Below are 21,567 nucleotides of genomic sequence, written 5' to 3'. Positions count from 1 at the left end.
TATTCATTCTCGTGCCAATGCCTCGGTAGGATGCAAACGAGCAGCATTGCGGGCCGGGAAAAAACCAAAACCCAGCCCAATAAGTGCCGAGAAACTACAGGCCAGAATCAATGGCGGCCAAGTGAAGATCATGGTGAAGGTTTGAGTAACCCACGAGAAAACCACCCCCGCCAGTGCCGATCCCACAATGCCAATCAGGCCACCAAGAGTGCAGATAACCACGGCCTCAATCAGGAATTGGATCATGATGTCGCTCGGACGCGCGCCCACGGATAAACGAATACCAATTTCATGGGTGCGCTCGGTCACTGATACCAGCATGATATTCATCACTCCCACCCCGCCGACCAACAGCGAAATTGCAGCAATGGAGGTGATGAGCAATGTCATTGAGTCAGAGGTTTTCTGAATCGCTTTGCTCATTTGGTCATTGCTAAGAATGAAAAAGTCCCGCTGGCCGTGGGCCTGTGTTAGTAGATTTTCGACATCCTGCTGCACCGCATTGAGTTGATAGCCTTCAGCCACCCGCACGGCAATTGACTCCAATGGAATATCCCCGGAAATACGTTCGGTCAGTGAGGTATAAGGCATCCACGCGGCTAATAATCCGCCGAATGACGAGCCACCGCGTTTGGCAACGCCAATGACGCGCAGCGGAATACCGTCCAACTGCACAATTTCACCAATCGGGTTTTGTCCGCCCGCAAATAGGGTGTCACTGAGCTCCGGTTGCAGGATTATCACCGGTTCGCGGGCATTAACATGGCGCGGGGTAAAGCCCTCTCCGGCGGTAAAACTCATGCCTTTCACCTGAAAGAAACCATTGCTGACACCAGAAAGCGATACCATCACTTGTTTGTCACCCCGAACCGCAGCGACCATTTTGCTTACCACTGGCGATAAACTGTCGACATAAGGCTGCTGGCTGAGCAGCTCAACATCCTGTTGCGAGAGCGCGCGCTCAAAATCAGGGCGCGGCTTATCCCACCCCAATCCTGGGCGAACATCCAGATTACTGGTTCCCAATTGGCTGATTTCATTTAAAATTTGCTGCCTGGCGCCTTCCCCAACCGCCATTGAGGACACCACAGATGAGATGCCAATAATGATGCCGAGCATGGATAAAAAAGCACGAATTCGGTGCCCGAGCAGTGAGCGCCAGGCCATTTTGACCGCCTCTCTGACACTCAGCCACCAATGCGGGCGGCCGGTTGCCACCGGTTCGGGCAGTGCCGCCGGAGCAATGGCAGCACCCGTGGCCTCATTATTGCGATCGGCAATAATTTCACCGTCACTTATCTCAATAATGCGCTGTGCTTGATTGGCGATATTGCGGTCGTGAGTCACGATAATAATGGTGTGCCCGGACTGATGCAGGCCATGTAAAATCCCCATCAGCTCTTGCCCGCTGGCACTGTCGAGTGCGCCGGTGGGCTCATCCGCCAGAATAATACCCGCGCCATTCATCAGCGCCCGGGCAATACTCACCCGCTGCTGTTGTCCACCAGAGAGCTGCGCCGGTTTATGCTGCAAATGCTGGCCCAACCCTAAACGGCGCAACAAATAACTGGCGCGTTCCTGACGTTCAGCCGTGCTCATGGCGGTATAAAGTGCCGGAATAACCACATTTTCGCTGGCCGTTAAATACGGCATCAGGTGGTAGCGCTGAAAAATAAACCCAATGTACTGGCTGCGTAATTGCGCCAATTGCTCACTGCTGGCCTGCCGCGTCGGGATGTTATGAATCGACATCTCGCCCTGAGTCGGTTTGTCCAGGCAGCCAATAATATTCATTAGTGTCGATTTACCGGAGCCAGAAGCACCAATAATGGCCACCATTTCGCCACTGCGAATTGACAGTGAAATGTTTTTGAGCACCGCAACTGGCTCGGCCCCAGAAGAGAAATGGCGATAAATCCCCTGGAGTTTAATCAAGGGTTCGCCGCCAGAATGAACAGAATTAATGCCCATTATTTGCTCCCGACGGCTTACCCATCAGCACGACCTGCTCACCCTGCTGTAGCCCAGATTTCACTTCGGCATATTGGCCATCTCGCAAGCCAACAGTGACCCAGCGCTCTGCAAGTTGGTTATTTTTGCTCACCTGCACCCGATAGCGCGTGCCCGGTTGTAGTGAAATTGCGGGCGGTGAAGTCGCGGCCTGTGAGGCGGCGGGCGGTGCAGTTCGCTGTTGCTCACCCAACGCCGACAGTGGCACCCGCAGGACATTTTTTGCTTGTGCGGTAATAATGAAAACCTGCGCCGTCATTGAGGTGCGCAATAGCCGCTCATGGTTAGCAATGCTAAAAATGCCATTGTAATAAACCGCGGAAGGTTGCTGGCTGTTCGCTGCACCAGAACTTTCTTCACGTAAGCTCTCAGCAGAGGCTTCCTGAATAGCATCCATCTGGCTCTCATAGCGGCGCTGTGGGTCAGCGACCACGTAGAACCACAGCGGCTGCCCAACCCTCACTTTGAGGATGTCAGTTTCTGAAATCCGGGTGTGCACCGTCATGGTATCGACATTCGCCAACACCAGAATGGTCGGCACGGTCTGTGAGGAAACAATGGTTTGCCCCTCTTTGGTCACGATCCCCAGCACTTCGCCGTCAATGGGGGCCATTATCCGAGTAAAGCCCAGATTGGCTTTTGCGGTTTCCAGCGCCATGCGGCTTTGCACAATTTGCGCTTCATTCACATTCAATTGCGCTAATTGGCTATCGTATTGCGCCTGCGCTTGTTCCAGTGTGCTTTTCACACCAGAGCCATCCTTTGCCAAGGTCTGTTGCCGGCGAAGTTCGAGCTGATATTGACGTAACAAAGCTTGAGCCGCCTGCTTTTGTGCTTGCGAGCTTTGCAATTCAGCTTCTGATTTACGTAATTCGTTTTGTTGCAAGGTCGGGTCAATTTCAGCCAGTAATTGACCACGGGTGACACGGTCGCCTTGTTTGACATAAAGCTTGGTCAGCTGCCCGTTAACCTGCGCCCCCACATTGACCTGCAATGACGGTTTTAAACTGCCGGTAGCCATGACATTTCGTTCGATATCACCGCGATTTATAGTTTCAGTTAACAGTGGTGCATCCTGCTGGCTGCTCGATAGCCACAACGCAATACTCCCGCCAATAATAATCAGCAAAGTAATAAGCAGGATTACAGCCAAACGCTGCTTTCTGTGTGCCAGATTGATACCCATCAGCTAACCGCCGCAGTCATAAGGCGGCTTGATACCGCAGGTTGTGCCCGGCTCACCACTTGCCCGTCACTCAAGCGGAACACTTGGTCAAACATCGGCAACACGGTTTCACTGTGAGTCACGGTGATAAGGGTTTTCTGATATTTGCGGCAATGATCCAATAAGGTCTGCATCACTTGTAGGGCGGTGTCTTCATCCAGATTGGCGGTGGGCTCATCCAACACCAACACCGGGCAATTGCTGTACATGGCGCGAGCCAGTAACAGCCGCTGACGTTGTCCCAAAGAGAGTGCGGCATGGCTTTCGCGCACCAATGCACTGACACCACCAGGTAATTTATTAATGACATCCGTTAATTCCAGCCCTCGTAGTGAGTCTTCTATACGCTGGCGTTTTTGGATATCCATATGCCTATCAAACAAGGTGATGTTATGTAATACCGAGGCATTAAACAGAATGTCTTCCTGGCTTTGCAGGAAAAACAGCGAATGAGCTTGTTGGAAATCAACCGGCTCGCCATCCACTATCACTTGCCCTTGCTGTGGCGGCATCAAGCCGGCCATCACTTTGAGCAAAGTACTTTTCCCGGCACCGGATTCACCCACAATGGCCACACTTTGCCCACGAGTCAGTGACAATGACAGGTCGCGCAATACCGGTTGTTTGGCATCGTAAGCAAAGCGAATATGTTGATAAATCAGCTTATCTGCAAATTTTGGCGGCGCTTTTGGCACTGTCGAACTCTGTTCTGCGGGGGTGGGCTGGCCAGCAGGAAACAGGTCTCGCGCACGGATATCAATGACGTGCAATTGGTTCTTCTGCAAAATGGAATAGAAAATTTTGGTGATATAGGAAGTGAAAATTTCGCGCACAAAACTGTAGGCAAAAAACTCGCCTAAGCTCAGTGTCCCTTGCTTTAAGAGTGGCAAAGCCAGCAGCATAAAGAACACCATTTCCAGACGACCAATCAGCTGATAGAGGCTATTTTTAACCTGATCGTAGATTTTCTTCTTTTGTAACGTGCTGAACAATGACAGCGCCAGAGCGGCAAATACCCCTTGGCGTTGGCTGGATAAACCCGCAGATTTAATGGTGGCAAAACCCTGAATACTCTCCAGGATAAAATCACTTTGCTCTGCACCTTTCACCTGCAACTGCTGGGTGTAATAGCGGTCACGGTAAATAGCCCAAATACTAATAAGCCCCATGAATAACACGCCAATAGCAGACACCATCGCCAGTATCGGGCTCATATAGCACATCACCGCCAATGCAATAGCGCCAATTATCCAGTCAGTGCGCAGGCCATTATCTAACTCAATTTTTTGAGTTGCCGCCATTTGCCAGTTAGAAAACCGGCTATAAATATCCCCCGGGGCTCGCTTATCAAAAAAGTTAAGTGAGTGACTGAGTAACCGAGAAAAACCGGCCACACTGTTAAGCACCACGAAGTGTTTGATATAACGCTCGGTGATATATCGCACCACAAAAGCCAGCGACGTAGACACCACAAAGGCCAGAAGAAAATAAAAATAAGGGAAATCTTTATCATTACTGGTGGAGGAAAATACATCATTAATAGCGCTGCTCACCATCGTCGGCATGATAAACAGGGTCAGAGAGACTAAAAATGCCAGTGTCATCAGCCAGTAGATACCACGGATCCCCGCCGTCTCTTTCAAACTCATGCAGTCGAGCGCACTGAGCCGTTTGCTGTGCTCAATATTCTTCACCGCTTGCGGATCCGCAGGGGTTTCGGGATCCAGCACCAGTGCATAGCCACTGATTTCAGCTTTTAATGCATCCATTGGCAATAATTGCTGCCCGATAGCCGGATTCATTACACAAACATAGTTGCCCTTGCGATAGGCCAGCAGCACATAATGGTTGGCACCATAATGCAAAATGGCCGGCAGCGGTAAGGCCGACAGCTCTTGATGCTCAAATACCACCGGATACGCCGGTATAGCCAACTCAGATAAAATAGTACAAAGCGTGGCCAGTGATGTGCCATGCCCGGAGGCAGGATAACGCTCACGCAAGCTTTCCAGCGGTGCATTGATGCCTTGCGTCTGTGCCAGCATCGCAATACAGGCCAAACCACATTCATGGGTTTCGCTTTGAAAAACCAGCGTTGGGATTATCTTTTCCATTTTCTACTATTCTTCGTAAGTGACATTATTCATTGATAAAAAATAACGAATGCGAGTGCCATAACAGCCAATCTTGCGGATGCTGTGTCATTGACGTTTCAATCAACTCAGGTAATTTACTTTTTACTTCGCGCGCACTCAGTGCAGGATAAATATGAATTTTTATTCCTTGGTCATAATACAAATAATAAAAAATCACCTGAGCTGATAGCGCTCGTGCAAGGCGGATAATTCCGCTATGTAAATTGGCCGGACGATTGAATAATTGGCAGGGCATTTTTGCCGTTTCTGCACTCTGATTATTGACGGTGTAATCCGGCGTAATATCCGGAAAAATCATAATATTCCGCTTATGCTCTGCCGCTTCCATAATGGCGTCCATCAGGTTGCCGGCAATAGCGCGGCTATCAGCATGGATAGAACAATAGGAAATATTCACTCCGCCCATTTGTCTGGCCTGCTCTGCATAAGCCTCTGCACTGGCGGAGACCACCACCGTCGCTTGGCCTGGATAAGCCGCGGCACCGACCATACCTGCCAGCACATCAGACACCATATGAAGCGGTGCCAGAATCACTGGCGACCCCGCCTGGTGCAGTGCTTTAACCTGGCTATCCAACTGCTGGGTACAGGCCGCCAATTGGGCTAAAACCTGCCGATTTTGCCCATAAGTTGCGGCCAGCTCTAACACCTGACGGCGCTGCGCGGTGCGGATAAAATGCGATGCCGACACGCTGGTATCATCTCCCAACAAACACCGGCTGTTAGCTGCTGCCACCTGTGCCAGATTTTTCTGCCGCCGAGTTACCAAACCGAAAGCCCGGCGCAAAGCACCGAGCATCAGTAGAATGCGATAATCACTATGCCGTAATAGCCAGATAGCCAGTTTGGCCTGCCCACGGGCAAATATCCGCCCACTAAAAGCCAGCTTATCCAGCTGGCTTCGCCAGGCAAAATAGCCCCATACGGCTAACAGTCTCATTATTTCTCCAGCGCCTTATCATGCTCGAGTAATGACAAAAGATTATCTGAGAACGCGGGGAATTTACGGTCTTGTAGCGCTATCCATTTTTTGCCGACAATAAAGGTCGGTGTGGCGTCAATTTTGTAATGCGCGGTGACTGCCGTCATATACGCGATCAATTCTTTAACTTCAGCTGACTGGCTTACTTGCTGATATTGGGCAACATCAATGCCATTGGTTTTTAGCCAGGTTTCGAGTTGGCTGTTATCACTCAGGTCGATGTTGTCTTCAAGCACCGCTTTGTAGGCACTTTGGCGATGCTGCGGTTCAATACCCATGACGGATAAAGTCGCGAAAATAGGTGCAAAACGCCCCAAGCCGGTGGTTTTATCACTGCTGATATGCAGGCGAACAAAACGCGTCCCTTCTGGCATGCGGTTTTCTAATTGGGTCACATTCTCTTCATTGATGGCGCAGTAATGGCAGCCATAAGAGAAGATCTCAATAATAGTTTTATCGTCTTTGATTGGGCTGTTTTCAACTTCACTGTTGCTGACAGCGAATAGGGTTTCCTGTTCATCCTGATTAAGAACGAAATAGTGGAAATAGGCCGTTGTTATCAATGAAGAAATAAGGATAACCAACAGTGTATAGCCTATAAAAAATCCCTTACTCCTAAACATATTTTTTTCAGTAGACATAGATTCAGTTCTATTCACAATCAGAGTTCAGGTAAGACATAAACAGAATCAAATAACATTTATGCCCACGAAATAATATTTCTAACATTCAATTAATGCGAAAATTCTTGAATTTAAGCATCGATGACACATTTGAATAAATAAGTCAGGCAAGTACAGAAATCCCTCCCGCACTTGCCTGGGATACTATTAAATATCGATAAAAATTAACGAATACTTAATTTATATCTTATTTGCAGTTAGCAATGTTGCTAGCTGTAGCAGTACGGCTAGTTACTGTACCGTGCTTGTCAGTACAAGTAGTAACAGCCTGGCAAGTCAAAGTAGTACTACCTGACAGCCACTCATAAGTATCTTTACAAGTTACACCAGTACCGCCAACGATTGTATTTGCTTCAGCCATGTTCATTTTTTTCATAAATAGATCCTTAAAAGAAAAATAAAAAAATTTGTAGTCTATTATTTAATAGCCCATTGAAGTATGCGTCTTTAAATATCAGATTAACCCTGACACTCAATTAAATAAACGCAGATAGTTTATACTACACTAACAAAACAAATCACAACAAAAAATAACATTTATTTATTATTTAAATAAATGCCATGGGAGCCCCCTGCCATATTTAAATAACAGTAAAGCATCTCACACCATGAATATAAAAATAGCGGAATTAATTGCTATTCTATATTCATAATTATCATGCACTCATAAAATAAGTGCATATAAATCTGTCGTTAAAGATATGACATAATCACAACTCCGCTGCCGGAAAAACTGCCAGCATCAGGTAATGAAGGCGCATGCAGTGTTGACTCAATCATGAAAGATTTATTCCCCACACCACCTGTTATTGATACACCATTAGATAAGTCCTGCCCTGATACTTTTAATGTCGAGGTAAGATTACCACCTTGCCCAAGGTCAATACTTTTACCGCCGACCAGTGTCAATTTTAATGCAGTTGCAGCTGTGCAGCTGATAATAAGCGGCTCACTTTTTACTGCGCCATCAACAGATTGCTGATTGATAGAACCATAACTAATAGAGACATCACCGGTAATCTCACAGGTTTCTGGGGTCGGTGGAACTGCACCACAATAGGAGCCAGGGATAATCCTTCCCGTAAAGTTACTGTCATTAGACCCTTGCCAATACATCACACCAAAGCAACTGCCGGCAGCAGTCAAAGGGTTAGTGGTGTTGGTGGCCCAACTTCCTGATACACCATTTTTGGCAATAAAAGCGGCTCTCATATCCTGCGCAGTAGCCCCTTGAGAAACTAATACCCGCGTCAACGCATTCGACGGGTTACCACATATTGCGGACTGAATATTATCGTAATGACAAATAGCGACAGAACACGATGTGGATGTACAAAGTATCCCCTCAAGTTCCTCGCTCGGCCAAGAAAATGTCCCTTGGTATTGTAGTCCTACGCGCGTTTGTGTCGAAACCCAGGCACTGGCTTGACTATAAAGTGGCAATAAAAACAGCACGCACGCTATTAGCCAGAAATATCTGTTACTTAAACAACGAGCAGGCTGTTCCATTGTTTTAAGTTTCCTTTTCTCTGTTCGCATATTAATAATATTGCAGGTTGAAAGTTGCCACTGCATTAAACTCACCGCGTTTAATTGTGCGTTGGGATATAGCCTCTGGTTCACCCCGGACATATGCTTTCAATGTAATAACATTGTTGCCCGTATCAAGCGCAATATCGTCGCTGGACTGATTCAGTAGTAACGCTTTTCCTGCGGGTGTTTCAAGTCCAATACCAATACCGACATCACTGCCATCGACCGCTAATAACCCCGGTAAATTAGTGTTATCATTGCCCGTAAACATAATATTGGCAGTTGTTCCTAAGCTGATATCACAATCAATCAGATGTATTTGAAACTGTTTTCCTAAGGTGCGTTGATTCGAATACAAGTATTTATCGACAACAGTACCAAAATTCAAATTAATAGCTTCATCACCAGGACGTATCGTGCATGGTTCAGCCACTAATGCGCCATGAAAACGCATATTGTCAGCTGCCAATGTCGGCATGCTGCCAAAAGCATTCAGAAGTAACACACTTAAAATAATTCGTCCGCGGTACATCAGCAGATTTAAATTAGCCATTATTTGATCCTATTGATAATCCACTAATAATGTAGCGGTCGCTTCAAAGGCCCCTTCACTTAATGTTGCTCCCACAGCTTTAACCGGTACCGCCTTAAGAACTGGCGGATTATTTTGGTCATAAGCAACACGGGTATTAAGTGCAAAAGGGATACCATCTTTCAGCAAGCGAATTCCCATATTCTGAATATTGGTTGGTATCGCGGAGGAATCAAAAGCGGTAACAGACGCGCTAACAATCGTCAGACCTAATTCCAAACCACCAGAAACGGAATCACAAGTCACGCTATAAGGCACTGTCTGAGTATAATTAATGCCATCAATCTTGTTCACACCCAGATTTTCCCCGAAAGCCACATCAATTGTGCTGCCCCCATTGATTACACAGGGTGGCGGGTTAATTAAGGTGCCAGAGAAGTGCATATTGTCCGCATATACCTGCGTGCTACTGAGTGCCACAGCTACCGTAACAGAAAAGTGCACTATTAATTTATTGATATGAAACAATTTATTCATATAAACCAATGAGGCTTTTTTCATTACTGATACTCCACAACCAAGGTTGCTGTGCCGGAAAAATATCCGGTACTCAGCGTGGCATTTGTTTTCTTTACCAGCACGGCCTGTAATACGGGTGCCGATGGGTAAGTAAAATTAAATGCGCTATTAAGCGTTAATGGTTGCCCATTGCGCATCAATTGGACCCCAAGGTCTGTATTTGTCGTTCTCAATACATTGGTATCAAACACCGCGCCATTACCTGTGATACTCATTTTCAGGGCATTAGATGCGGCTGCGGTGCAGTCCAATGTATAGGATACCGGCTTCATATACTGAACACCGTCAATGCGCGAAGTCAGGAGGTCATCACCAAAGTCAACGTTGATGGTGTTATTGCTGTTAATGACACAAGGTGGCGCGGCAAAAATATTGACCGAGACCGTGACTGTCGACGCCTTATTTAGTGCCAATGCAGGGCTGCTAAACAATGTCGCCACGCCAACAATGGCCGTCATCCCAATCATGGTCATCATAGCCATTGGGGTCAGTTGGGTAACTATTCCCCTACCAATAACAGTCATCCCACATTCCTTATCATTATTCAGCCTGATATCCAGCAGCCTTCTTCTTTGCGCGCGGTGTACCGAAATACACCTTTATTTGATGCTTTCAACCACAGAACAGGTACTCCCCGAACAACCAAATACCAGTTTTGGTCGGCCGCCAAAATCATTGACGTAGGTCAGTACTGGTTTGCTACCTAATGCGCCAGCACTGACATCCAACATGCCTTGCGCTTTTGGTGCAATCATCAGTGGCTTGAAGCCCGCCGCGGTTTTACCGGTTTTACTCTCACTGGCATCCACCAATGTGATGTAATACGGCGTCGGGTTATTGACCTGATAGCGATCACCCTGACGAGTCAGCTGTAATTTTTCCTGCCAAGGTGTCGACATGTCGCTCTTTTGCGGCACGATACTGGCTGGACGGTAAAACAGCTTGATGCGAGTTTGCAGTGCAATCTGCAATGTGTTGGGCTTATCCGACCGAGGCGGGATCTCGCGCAAGTTAAAATAGAACAAAGTTTCGCGGTCTTGTGCCAATTGGCTCACTGCGGGCAATGTTTGTATTTTTAACTGGCTTAGGGCACCGGGTTCGACACGCTGAACCGGTGGAACCACCGTCAATGGCGTATTGATTTTGTTACCCTGCTCATCTTCAATCCATCCCTGCGCCAGATAAGGCAATTGCTTATTCTGGTTGCTGATGTTCAAACTGAGTGATTTATCGCCACCATTAAGAATGGCTCGGGTTCTGTCCAGGGCAATGGCAGCCGTTGCTTGATGCGCCATCAATGCTGTCACCAGAATCGTGGTAACGCGCAATTTGTGATTCAATTTCATTACTTTTTCCTTCGAATTTATCGTGTTAGAACCTGCTCGTGCCGCGCGTTTTCTATTAACTCAACGGAGGCGTATCCGCAGATTCCATTACCAAACTTTTTTGCTGTGATACCGGGGGCTTATCCCCTGTCGCTATCGGCTGACAAGGCAACAGTAAATTTGCCAACACTGTCGCTGAAAGTATCTTCGGCAATATGACGCTACATTGCGCCTGCCCATTCCAGCTCACAGACATCGTCTCACCAGCCTTGATACCACTGAGATAAGTAGAACCATCGTCGTTAACAATACCGGTTTCTTGCTTATTCTCATTTAATACAGTGGCACCGAATGGAGGTGATGACCCATCTGCCATACGAATCATTGCCATCGCTTTCTCGCCAGAAATCACATTAAAGCGGCGATAACCGATAGCCCCTTCGGTCAAGGTTACTTGTGCGACTGTCCCTCTGGCTTCGACATTGTCTGCCAGATTATCAATATCAATACTGGCCCGGTTACGGTAATAACTGTTCACATCACCGACTACCGCTTTACCAAATTGGTTAGTTCGCACGGTCGAACCATACCCCTGAACCGGCACACCGGCTACTCCTTGGGTATCGAGCAATAATCTGGTGCCACCGAGTGTATTTACTCGATGCAGAGCCCCACCTTCAGCAGTGACAGTTGCACCACCCTGAATACCAACACCTACTGAAGAGTATTGCCCTTCTTGATAACTGGCATTGGCGTTAATATCTGCGCTATTGCCCATGTGGGTATAGTTACCACTTACCAATGCACCACTACGTGCTACACCGGTATTGATTTGGTAGTTGTTATGCTCATCGATTCTGTTGGCATACCCCACACGCTGGCTATTTTCTCGGCCATTGACTGCGGCGCTATAACTTATTGTTGCCCGGTCACCAAACGGCATGGATAAGGACAAGTACATCCCATCATCATTGCTCTCGTTGTAACGGTTACGATAAGCAGACAGGGTCACACTGACGTTCTTAAATTTACCTATATCGAAATAACGCGCTAATGACAGGTTATAGCGGTCATTCGCCGAACTATCCCAGTAAGTCTGGTGGCTATAGTTCAAATATGCGCTCAACCCCAAATCACTAAATTGCTGGTTGAAGCTGATGGTATACATCTCTTTATTGCCGCCCACATTCTCGCCACGATAACGAGCATCGAGATATTCACTCATGCTCATAAAGTTACGTTCAGAGAAGCGATAACCGGCAAAGGTCACCTGACTGCCTGTTTCTTGGAAATTTTTCGAATAGTTAACTCGGTAAGAGCCACCACTCAATGTGCCTTTATCCGGTAAATTGGCCCAAGATTGGGTCATATCGACCGACACCGCACCAAACTCCATCAAGTCACGACCAATCCCTATGGATGCCGCTTGATATTCATTCTCACCACTGATCCCACCACCAAACACTGACCAACCGCTATTGATCCCCCAGGAAAATTCCCCAGTACCAAATACCGGCCCTTCTGACCGATGGCCAATATCAGAAGGCTTACCTGCAGCAATCCTATAGCGCACCATTCCGGGGCGAGTCAGGTAAGGAATACTGGCGGTATTCACTTGGAATTGCTGCACTTGTCCGTCAAGTTCTTCGACGCGAACATCCAGTGTTCCGGAGACAAAACTATTCAGGTTCTGAATGCGAAAAGGCCCGGCTGCGACCAAAGTTTCACTCAATACCCGGCCTTGTTGGCTGACAACAACCCTGGCGTTAGTCCGAGCAACCCCGGTAATCTCCGGTGCGTAACCCCGTAAATTTGGCGGCAACATATTGTCATCAGTCGCCAGACTTGCTCCGCTAAAACGGAAGCTATCAAAGATGGCCGAGTTCAAAAAATCTTCACCCAACGTCAGCTTGGCACCCAAAGTCGGTATCGCACGGTAGGCGTAATAACGGCTCCAATCCCATTGGCGTTCAGTCGGTGAACCGGATACTTGATCAATACGGGTCTGCCAGTCTGCGCGCAACCGCCAGGCACCCAAGTTAGCTCCGGCAGTACCATTCCCACTCAAACTGTTATTACTGGTATTATTCGACTCTTGGCGATTTAACTGACCCAACATGTTGTAGTCGAAAAGAACACCAGGAATACCGTCTTCCCAACGCGAAGGTGGATCCCAATCAGGTTCGCTGTATTCCAGCCAAGCTTGCGGCACACTCATGTTTAGCGAGGATGACGCCAAGTCACCTTGCACGGTTAATCCCGGCAAGCTACTGATATCCAAACATTCCCCATCACGCGACCAAGTCAGCTTTTTAAAACTATCTTCTTTCAACGCCATCAACTCAACTATCTTGGGTGTTAAACAAGCCTCACTTTTTTTAGGATCTGTTTCGGAGGCGTAGAACACCACAGGATGCTCGTTGAGATCCTGCTTATTCATATAAACCAATAAATTATAGTTCCCAGGCAAAATAAAACCGCGTTGGGAAAATTGGCTCAAATCGAAATTGGCACGATCCTTGGTATCCAGCACATCAGTATTGAACTCAATATCATCACTGGCTAATGCGCTATACGCACTGCTACTTAACGCAATTGCAATCATAAAGCGCAATACATCACGGCGGACAATACCAAAGGGGGTAAGACGAGCAGATAGCATGGGATATGTGACCTTACTCATTGAAATTAATAATAATCCAATGTGAAACGAACACTAGAATGGTAAGTTCCAGCACGCAACATCTTGCCATTGCCAACTAAACGCAGGGCATAATTGAGTTTCATATCTACAGGGATAATATTTATCTCTGGCGATGGCACCCCAGGAGATGAAGCATTGCCTTTATCATCAATGATTTGCATTGCAATTCCTTCTGCCTCACCAAAAACCGCATAATTATTACCGTCTGCAGCACCATCAAAAGACACGGTAAAATGCTGCAGGTTAGATTTACTCGAATCAGCATGGGCAATCGTACAATCGAGTAAATGGATCTCGAATGGATGCTCTTTCCCTACACCGTTTTGAACCAACTGACTTATGGGTAAAATCGCCATATCGATCGTTTGTTCCAAACTGCCTGGATTTATTGCACAAGCAGTATCGCTAATACTTCCTTCCATACTCACGCGGCCCCAATCTGACTTCATGGGTGAGGCCATTGCTGGCAAGCTCAGTAATGACGCCATCAGTAAGGAAGGAGGCACTATTAATAAAAATGACCTGGACATAAATCACCTAGCTCATCCAATACATCTCTTTCTCGAGAAGAAAAGACATGCGGAAAAATCCGCATGTCGAATTAGAAAAGGGATACTTATTGGTAAGCCAGCGTGAAATCTGCAACGCTAGAGAAGCTACCTGGTTTGATTGCGTCAGCTACAGTGCTGCCCTGCAGGTATGCAGAGAAAGACAGGGTGTTGTTACCGTTAACCAGAGTCTGTTCAGCATTTGCCTGACCCAAAGTAATAACAGAACCAGTACCATCAACGATTGCAATGCCAGCGCCTTCAGCTACGCCAGTGATGCCCAGCAGGCCAGCTACTGCAGCTGATTCTGCACCGCCAAAAGTGGTGGTTACAGTTTTCAGAGTAGTGATATCGCAGTTTTCCAGTTTGATGTTGAAATCATGGGAAGATGATTTGCCACCATTCTGCAATGCAACGTTAGAGATTTGACCCATTTCAACAGTTTGTGAATCAGAACCTGCTGCGATTGAGCATGGTGCATCAATGATAGAACCATTGAAAGTTACAGTACCTTGGCCTTGATCAGCTGCGTTAGCCATAGAAGCAAAACCTAATACCAGACCTGCAGCCAAGATAGTTTTATTCAGTTTCATTACAAGATTCCTTTATAAACACAATTAAAATTTTGCCCGCTGATTTACCTTAATAAAATCAAGGTAAATATCGCATCGAAGTAGTTTAAAAATAAAAGTCCAGGCAGTTTATTATCGTACAAACACGAAGAATAAAACCGCGAACTACATAGAGCCATACAGTCAACATGGAAGTTTTTAGCAGCAACCACATTTTAAGAAATAATTTAAATAACGATAGAGCTCTGTTTAGTTCGGAGCAGATAATACAAAGATAGATTATTTATTCATAGTTATTTAATTCAATTAATCAAAATTCAGAGCGTTTAACTTAATTGACTAAAACAAAACAATAATCTCGATAATTTTGATCGATAAACATCACACCTTCGACACATAGCACTACAAATATGATCAAATCGATAGATTAGATCGCTAAAAGTTAGTTTTTCAAAATTAATGTTTGCTTATACGATAAGCCAAATTATACTCGGCATTAAATCTGTGTGATTCTCAAGTTCAAAGCATAAAAACCTTAACACAAGCATTATTAGTTTCTCTAAGTAATTGAATTTTTTCAATAAAATGAGGTTTTTCTCTATATAAAAACGCCTAAAAACCGCTAAAGTAAATTAATAAAACACATGCAAATCATATGGTTGTAAAAGCCATAAAGATAAGAATTCTTATTTTTTCATTGGTTTTAAAAGCATTTATTCAGCTTTCAGTTGTGACTAAAATCCAATTATTAGCAGTTAATGTATTTATAGTGGAAGTGAGAGATGTAAAAACAAAAACAAATATATAAGAAGGGATCTGTTAATGCGTATGAATTGTCCTTTTTATTGTAGGAAAATTCCAATTAATACGTGAGAAATACAAACAAGAAGTTAAGAATATAAGAACAAAAATATAAGACATTCTTAAAGAATAAAATTTATGAGGAAATGACAAATGAAATCTAATGTTCTACGTAAAGAAGAAGTCATGAGTATATTGGAAGATCATTGTAATGCACTAAAAGAACAGTTTGCTGAATCTCCGCCGCCGGTTATCCATTGGCCAAAAACCAGAGAACTTGCTGATAAAGCACAGTTGGATATTTATACAGCAAGATTAGTATTAATGAAGCTGGTCGATGAAGACAGAGCCAAAATGTCTGAGACAAAAGTGTTGAATTCACTACGCTGGTTTATTGCTCAATAATCAGAAAAATAAATATCATCACTTGTCATTGAGTGATTTTCACTCAATAGCTAATTAGTTAGTTTACGATGCTTTGTCCGGAAAAATGACAATCTTTTGAAAAAGGTGACATTTATTGCCATGATGAATGATAAAACTCATCGTACTGGCTCCGGACTGCATCTTCATGGAATCGCTCAGCAAACCAATATTGACACCCAGGCCAATCACTTGCGCCAAACCGCTCACAGCTTATTCCCCGCGATCCCTGCCTTCAAGCAAGCTTAATCAGAAAAACTGCACCCAAGATTCCCTCCTTACTTGAAGAGCTAATTTTGTCTTGTTTGCTGACAGCTTAAAGTTTTTACCTGTGTCAGTTTTCTGGCTGCTGGGCTAGTATATCGGCAGGAAAAAGGACATGGTGTTGGTCGCCAGATTTCCCTATTACCCCTAAATCATGTGATACCTAACGACAACAATAAAAATCACAATCAACTTTAAATTCAATGGATTATAGATAATAACCGCATGAATAATACAGATAAGCTCGATTCCCACACACCGATGATGCAGCAGTATCTACGGCTCAAGGCCCAACACCCTGACATACTCCTGTTTTACCGGATGGGCGATTTTTACGAGCTGTTCTACAGTGATGCCAAGCGGGCCTCACAGTTACTGGATATCTCATTGACCAAACGCGGGGCTTCAGCGGGTGAACCTATTCCTATGGCGGGAGTTCCCTATCATTCGATAGAAAACTATCTGGCAAAATTGGTTCAATTGGGTGAATCCGCAGCAATCTGTGAACAAATTGGCGATCCCGCCACTAGCAAAGGGCCGGTTGAGCGCAAAGTCGTGCGCATTGTCACCCCTGGTACCGTCAGTGACGAGGCCTTGCTACAAGAGCGGCAGGACAATCTACTGGCAGCTATCTGGCAGGATGCGCGCGGATTTGGTTATGCAACCTTAGATATCAGCTCAGGTCGTTTTCGGGTAGCAGAACCCGCAGACCTTGAAACCATGGCCGCCGAGTTACAGCGAACCAATCCCGCAGAACTGCTTTACCCAGAAAATTTTGAATCCATGTCGTTGCTTGAACAGCGCCATGGCCTGCGTCGCCGTCCATTATGGGAATTTGAGCTGGAAACCGCCAAGCAGCAGCTTAATTTGCAATTCGGCACCCGCGATTTAATCGGTTTCGGTGTTGAACAAGCCCATCAAGCATTACGTGCTGCGGGTTGCTTGCTGCAATATGTTAAAGATACCCAGCGCACTTCCCTGCCCCATATCCGTGGTTTGACCATGGAACGCCAGCAAGATGGCATCATTATGGATGCCGCAACGCGCCGAAATCTTGAACTGACCCAGAATTTGTCTGGGGGGACTGAAAACACCCTGGCCGCCATTCTTGATTGCAGTGTGACAGCCATGGGCAGCCGCATGCTCAAACGCTGGCTGCATATGCCCATCCGCGACATTAACGTATTAACTGCTCGTCAGCAGGCCATTGGCGGCCTGCAAGATATTACTGCCGAACTGCAAGCGCCATTACGTCAAGTCGGTGATTTAGAACGTATTTTAGCGCGTTTAGCCCTGCGTACCGCCCGTCCAAGAGACTTGGCCCGCATGCGGCATGCTTTTCAGCAGTTACCGGAAATTCATCGTTTATTGCAACCCGTGAATGTACCGCATGTGCAAAACTTACTTTCACAAGTTGGCCAGTTTGATGAATTACAAAACCTGCTAGAGCGGGCAATCGTTGAAGCTCCGCCAGTGTTAGTGCGCGATGGTGGCGTTATAGCGCCAGGATATAATGCTGAGTTAGACGAATGGCGGGCACTGGCCGATGGTGCGACTGATTATCTGGATCGGTTGGAAATCCGCGAACGTGAAAAGCTGGGTCTGGATACACTAAAAGTTGGTTTTAATGGTGTTCACGGCTATTTCATTCAGGTTAGTCGTGGTCAGAGCCATTTGGTACCTATTCATTATGTTCGCAGACAGACCCTAAAGAATGCCGAACGCTATATTATTCCTGAACTAAAAGAGTATGAAGACAAGGTTCTGACCTCCAAAGGCAAAGCGCTGGCGATTGAAAAAGGGCTATACGAAGAAATTTTCGACCTGTTATTGCCACATTTATCTGATTTACAGACCAGTGCCAATGCATTGGCAGAGCTGGATGTTTTGGCAAATCTGGCCGAAAGAGCAGAAACACTCAACTACAACTGCCCGGTTCTGAGTGATAAACCGGGGATTAAAATCCTCGGTGGCCGTCATCCGGTTGTCGAGCAAGTCCTCAGTGAACCCTTTATTTCTAATCCATTAACATTATCACCTCAGCGGCGAATGTTGATCATTACTGGCCCAAATATGGGCGGTAAAAGCACCTATATGCGCCAAACGGCCTTGATCGTCTTACTGGCACATATGGGGAGCTACGTCCCGGCGGACCAGGCAACTATTGGCCCGGTCGATCGTATATTTACCCGTGTTGGCGCGGCTGATGACCTGGCTTCTGGTCGTTCTACCTTTATGGTGGAAATGACAGAAACCGCTAATATTCTCCACAATGCAACCGAGCAAAGTTTGGTGCTAATGGATGAGATTGGCCGCGGTACCTCCACCTATGATGGTTTATCACTGGCCTGGGCATGCGCCGAAAATCTGGCCAGCCGCATTAAGGCTATGACACTGTTTGCCACCCATTACTTCGAACTGACAACCTTGCCGGAAAAAATGGAAGGAGTGGTGAATGTGCATCTGGATGCACTAGAACACGGTGAAACCATCGCCTTTATGCACAGCGTGCAAGATGGCGCAGCAAGTAAAAGTTATGGCTTGGCAGTGGCAGCACTGGCAGGAGTGCCGCGTGATGTGATTAAACGAGCACGGCAAAAACTGAAAGAACTGGAGTCACTGTCTAATAATGCCGCCGCCAGTAAAATTGATGGCTCGCAGCTGACCCTGCTAAATGAAGAAATTTCGCCTGCAGTTGAAGCATTAGAAGCCATTGATCCCGATTCGCTATCTCCACGCCAGGCGCTAGAGTGGATTTATCGTCTGAAAAAAATGGTATAACAGCCCCTATCGGCACAAAAATAGCCTGTTATTTGCCAATAAGGTAAATGACAGGCATAAAAAAACGGTGAACTTATATTCACCGTTTTTGTATTTTATTCGCTGATTTTATTCGCGGAACAATGCTTCAATGCTCAGGCCTTGCCCTTGCAGGATCTCCCGCAAACGACGTAAACCTTCAACCTGAATCTGGCGGACACGCTCACGTGTCAAACCAATCTCCCGGCCAACATCTTCCAGCGTTGCTGCTTCATATCCTAACAGACCAAAACGGCGGGCCAGAACTTCGCGCTGTTTAGCATTCAATTCAAACAGCCATTTAACGATACTTTGCTTCATATCGTCATCTTGCGTTGTGTCTTCCGGGCCATTTTCATTTTCGTCAGATAGAATATCTAACAAAGCTTTCTCTGAATCGCCGCCTAAAGGTGTATCAACAGAAGTGATACGTTCATTGAGGCGTAGCATACGGCTCACATCATCAACCGGTTTGTCGAGTTGCTCGGCAATCTCTTCAGCACTAGGTTCATGATCCAATTTATGAGAAAGTTCTCGCGCTGTGCGTAAATAAACGTTTAATTCTTTTACAATATGGATAGGCAAACGGATGGTACGGGTTTGGTTCATTATTGCCCGTTCAATCGTCTGGCGTATCCACCAAGTAGCATAAGTGGAGAAACGAAAACCTCGTTCAGGATCAAATTTTTCTACTGCACGGATCAAACCAAGATTACCCTCTTCAATCAGATCCAACAGCGCTAAGCCGCGATTGCTGTATCTACGGGCGATCTTCACCACCAATCGTAGGTTACTTTCGATCATACGCCGACGTGAAGGCACATCTCCGCGCAATGCACGCCGGGCAAAATAAACCTCTTCTTCTGCAGTTAACAGCGGTGAATAACCAATCTCACCAAGATAAAGCTGCGTCGCATCCAGCACTCGCTGGGTAACACCTTGCGCCAACAGCTCATCTTCTGCTAACTCACTTTCGGTAGGTTCATCTTCGACTAATGCTTTTTCGTCGAAAATTTCAGTTTCCGTACTGTTTTCGTCAAACTCAGCATCTTCCTGTAACTCGTTAACTTTCAGCGTATTTTGGCTCATATGCTGCTCCTACCCGTTAATCCGACGAGCAGAATACAGCGTATTCTGCTCAATTTATCGCTGCGGAAGGTAACGCAGCGGGTTTACGGATTTCCCCTTGTAACGAATTTCAAAGTGTAATCTTACTGAACTGGTTCCGGTGCTACCCATGGTTGCTATTTTTTGTCCCGCCTTCACTTCTTCTTGTTCCCGGACCAGCATTGTATCGTTATGAGCGTAGGCGCTCAGGTAATCATCATTGTGTTTGATGATGATTAGATTACCGTAACCACGCAGTGCATTCCCAGCATACACAACTCGCCCATTTGCTGTAGCGAAAATCGGTTGCCCACGAGAACCGGCGATATCAATCCCTTTATTGCCCCCTTCGGACGCAGAGAAGCTATCGATCGTTTTACCATCAGTTGGCCATTTCCAACTACTGACTTGCCCACCATTACTGGCAGGTTCACTGATGGTACTGCTTGGCGCAGTAACAGGTGCGGTTGTAGCGACAACTGCTCCTGATGCTGGTAACATTTTACCAACATTCTGTTTACCCGAACTTTCAGAATACGCGCTAGTTGATTGGGAATCAACCATTGTAGTTGTGTTCTGAATATTTGCAGGCGGTTTTGCAACTCCACTTGATCTAGCATCTGTTGTGGCTAACATTCCACCACCAGAACCATTACCAAGCTGAATAGATTGTCCCACATTTAGGCTATAAGGTTCAGCAATATTATTTTTTGCCGCCAGATCACGGAAGTCGTTCCCCGTTATCCAGGCAATATAAAACAGCGTGTCGCCACGCTTAACGGTATAAGTATTACCGCTGTAACTTCCTTTGGGGATATTGTTGTAAGTACGGTTATAAACTATACGCTCACCCGAACTATTGGTGTCCGAGCCACTTAACATGGTACCTGAACGGTCACCACCAACACTGCTGATCGGTGCCGATGTTGAATTATCGTTGCTACAACCAACCAACCACAGACTCATAACCGTACATGCCGCAACTCGGCGTAATGTAATTATTGGGCTTCCCGTGCTCATGCTTCCCCCATGACAGCAATAATAAGCGATATATCCAAAATACCTTTTACACTCTAAGTATTTTACACAGTCGTAAGAGTGATTCGTCGTTAAAGTGGTCAGCTGGCTGACAGTAAAAAAGCCAGGCCGAGGACGACGACACGTATTTTTCGAGTATTAAAAAATTCCGCAGCACATACCAACCCGAACTGAAGAAATAAGATGCACAAGCGCGCATGCTATCAATACCACGCCTGCCATACCATAAAATTTATGTTACTGATTTTGGTTCAATCTTTAGCGCAAAAAATGGCGCTTTGGATTT

19 protein-coding genes are annotated in these 21,567 nt (G+C 46.1%); 2 read left to right on the top strand and 17 right to left on the bottom strand.

What is annotated here, in order from left to right:
* Positions 1–3 precede the first annotated feature (3 nt).
* From YROHD0001_RS11255 to YROHD0001_RS11295, 14 genes are all read right to left on the bottom strand, one after another.
* Positions 4–1,971: a MacB family efflux pump subunit gene (locus YROHD0001_RS11255; protein ID WP_032816552.1), complete on the bottom strand. Its 1,968-nt coding sequence runs from the start codon at positions 1,969–1,971 to the stop codon at positions 4–6.
* Positions 1,961–3,196: an efflux RND transporter periplasmic adaptor subunit gene (locus YROHD0001_RS0117685; protein WP_032816550.1), complete on the bottom strand. Its 1,236-nt coding sequence runs from the start codon at positions 3,194–3,196 to the stop codon at positions 1,961–1,963. Before YROHD0001_RS0117685 ends, YROHD0001_RS11255 begins: the two co-directional genes overlap by 11 nt.
* Positions 3,196–5,349, bottom strand: a complete 2,154-nt coding sequence (locus YROHD0001_RS11260) for a peptidase domain-containing ABC transporter (RefSeq protein WP_004714185.1) — start codon at positions 5,347–5,349, stop codon at positions 3,196–3,198. Before YROHD0001_RS11260 ends, YROHD0001_RS0117685 begins: the two co-directional genes overlap by 1 nt.
* 25 nt (positions 5,350–5,374) lie before the next feature.
* Positions 5,375–6,331: a lysophospholipid acyltransferase family protein gene (locus YROHD0001_RS11265; protein ID WP_004714184.1), complete on the bottom strand. Its 957-nt coding sequence runs from the start codon at positions 6,329–6,331 to the stop codon at positions 5,375–5,377.
* On the bottom strand, positions 6,331–6,957 hold the full coding sequence (locus tag YROHD0001_RS0117680) for a DsbA family protein (protein WP_032816580.1): 627 nt from the start codon (positions 6,955–6,957) through the stop codon (positions 6,331–6,333). Before YROHD0001_RS0117680 ends, YROHD0001_RS11265 begins: the two co-directional genes overlap by 1 nt.
* Before the next feature lie 286 nt (positions 6,958–7,243).
* Positions 7,244–7,432: a DUF4762 family protein gene (locus tag YROHD0001_RS0117675; RefSeq protein WP_032816549.1), complete on the bottom strand. Its 189-nt coding sequence runs from the start codon at positions 7,430–7,432 to the stop codon at positions 7,244–7,246.
* Positions 7,433–7,749: 317 nt separating this feature from the next.
* Positions 7,750–8,565: an MrpH family fimbial adhesin gene (locus tag YROHD0001_RS0117670; RefSeq protein WP_032816547.1), complete on the bottom strand. Its 816-nt coding sequence runs from the start codon at positions 8,563–8,565 to the stop codon at positions 7,750–7,752.
* Between the two features lie 31 nt (positions 8,566–8,596).
* Positions 8,597–9,142, bottom strand: coding sequence for a fimbrial protein (locus YROHD0001_RS11270; protein WP_004714182.1), 546 nt, complete (start codon positions 9,140–9,142; stop codon positions 8,597–8,599).
* A 9-nt stretch (positions 9,143–9,151) separates the two neighbouring features.
* Positions 9,152–9,682, bottom strand: coding sequence for a fimbrial protein (locus YROHD0001_RS0117665; RefSeq protein ID WP_391591468.1), 531 nt, complete (start codon positions 9,680–9,682; stop codon positions 9,152–9,154).
* Positions 9,682–10,224, bottom strand: coding sequence for a fimbrial protein (locus YROHD0001_RS11275; RefSeq protein WP_004714181.1), 543 nt, complete (start codon positions 10,222–10,224; stop codon positions 9,682–9,684). The genes YROHD0001_RS0117665 and YROHD0001_RS11275 overlap by 1 nt, the downstream gene beginning before the upstream one ends.
* Before the next feature lie 75 nt (positions 10,225–10,299).
* The gene (locus YROHD0001_RS11280; protein WP_004714180.1) at positions 10,300–11,046 is read right to left on the bottom strand and encodes a fimbria/pilus periplasmic chaperone; all 747 of its coding nucleotides are present in this window, start codon (positions 11,044–11,046) and stop codon (positions 10,300–10,302) included.
* 55 nt (positions 11,047–11,101) lie between these two features.
* Positions 11,102–13,687, bottom strand: a complete 2,586-nt coding sequence (locus tag YROHD0001_RS11285; RefSeq protein ID WP_004714179.1) for an outer membrane usher protein — start codon at positions 13,685–13,687, stop codon at positions 11,102–11,104.
* 26 nt (positions 13,688–13,713) lie between these two features.
* Positions 13,714–14,217, bottom strand: coding sequence for a fimbrial protein (locus YROHD0001_RS11290; RefSeq protein ID WP_004714178.1), 504 nt, complete (start codon positions 14,215–14,217; stop codon positions 13,714–13,716).
* Positions 14,218–14,345: 128 nt separating this feature from the next.
* Positions 14,346–14,870 carry a fimbrial protein gene (locus YROHD0001_RS11295; protein WP_004714177.1) on the bottom strand — a complete coding sequence of 175 codons (525 nt, stop codon included), beginning with the start codon at positions 14,868–14,870 and terminating at the stop codon, positions 14,346–14,348.
* A 933-nt stretch (positions 14,871–15,803) separates the two neighbouring features.
* Between YROHD0001_RS11295 and YROHD0001_RS11300 the strand changes: the two genes are divergently transcribed.
* Positions 15,804–16,055, top strand: coding sequence for a hypothetical protein (locus YROHD0001_RS11300; protein WP_004714176.1), 252 nt, complete (start codon positions 15,804–15,806; stop codon positions 16,053–16,055).
* A gap of 63 nt (positions 16,056–16,118) precedes the next feature.
* On the opposite strand, the gene YROHD0001_RS20435 is transcribed toward YROHD0001_RS11300, so the two are convergent.
* Positions 16,119–16,283, bottom strand: a complete 165-nt coding sequence (locus YROHD0001_RS20435) for a hypothetical protein (protein WP_156171989.1) — start codon at positions 16,281–16,283, stop codon at positions 16,119–16,121.
* A gap of 279 nt (positions 16,284–16,562) precedes the next feature.
* Here YROHD0001_RS20435 and mutS point away from each other — a divergent pair, with 279 nt between their 5' ends.
* Positions 16,563–19,118 carry a DNA mismatch repair protein MutS gene (gene mutS, locus YROHD0001_RS11305; RefSeq protein WP_032816543.1) on the top strand — a complete coding sequence of 852 codons (2,556 nt, stop codon included), beginning with the start codon at positions 16,563–16,565 and terminating at the stop codon, positions 19,116–19,118.
* 108 nt (positions 19,119–19,226) lie between these two features.
* Here mutS and rpoS read toward each other — a convergent pair whose 3' ends face one another.
* Both rpoS and nlpD read right to left on the bottom strand, forming a co-directional pair.
* Positions 19,227–20,225, bottom strand: coding sequence for an RNA polymerase sigma factor RpoS (rpoS, locus tag YROHD0001_RS11310; RefSeq protein WP_004714173.1), 999 nt, complete (start codon positions 20,223–20,225; stop codon positions 19,227–19,229).
* Positions 20,226–20,279: 54 nt separating this feature from the next.
* Positions 20,280–21,245: a murein hydrolase activator NlpD gene (gene nlpD / locus YROHD0001_RS11315; RefSeq protein ID WP_032816576.1), complete on the bottom strand. Its 966-nt coding sequence runs from the start codon at positions 21,243–21,245 to the stop codon at positions 20,280–20,282.
* Positions 21,246–21,567 lie beyond the last annotated feature (322 nt).

Origin of the sequence: Yersinia rohdei ATCC 43380 (assembly GCF_000173775.1) — a bacterium.
GTDB lineage: Bacteria > Pseudomonadota > Gammaproteobacteria > Enterobacterales > Enterobacteriaceae > Yersinia > Yersinia rohdei.
Note: the sequence above shows the minus strand (reverse complement) of the source record. Positions and strands in the feature narration are given on the sequence as shown.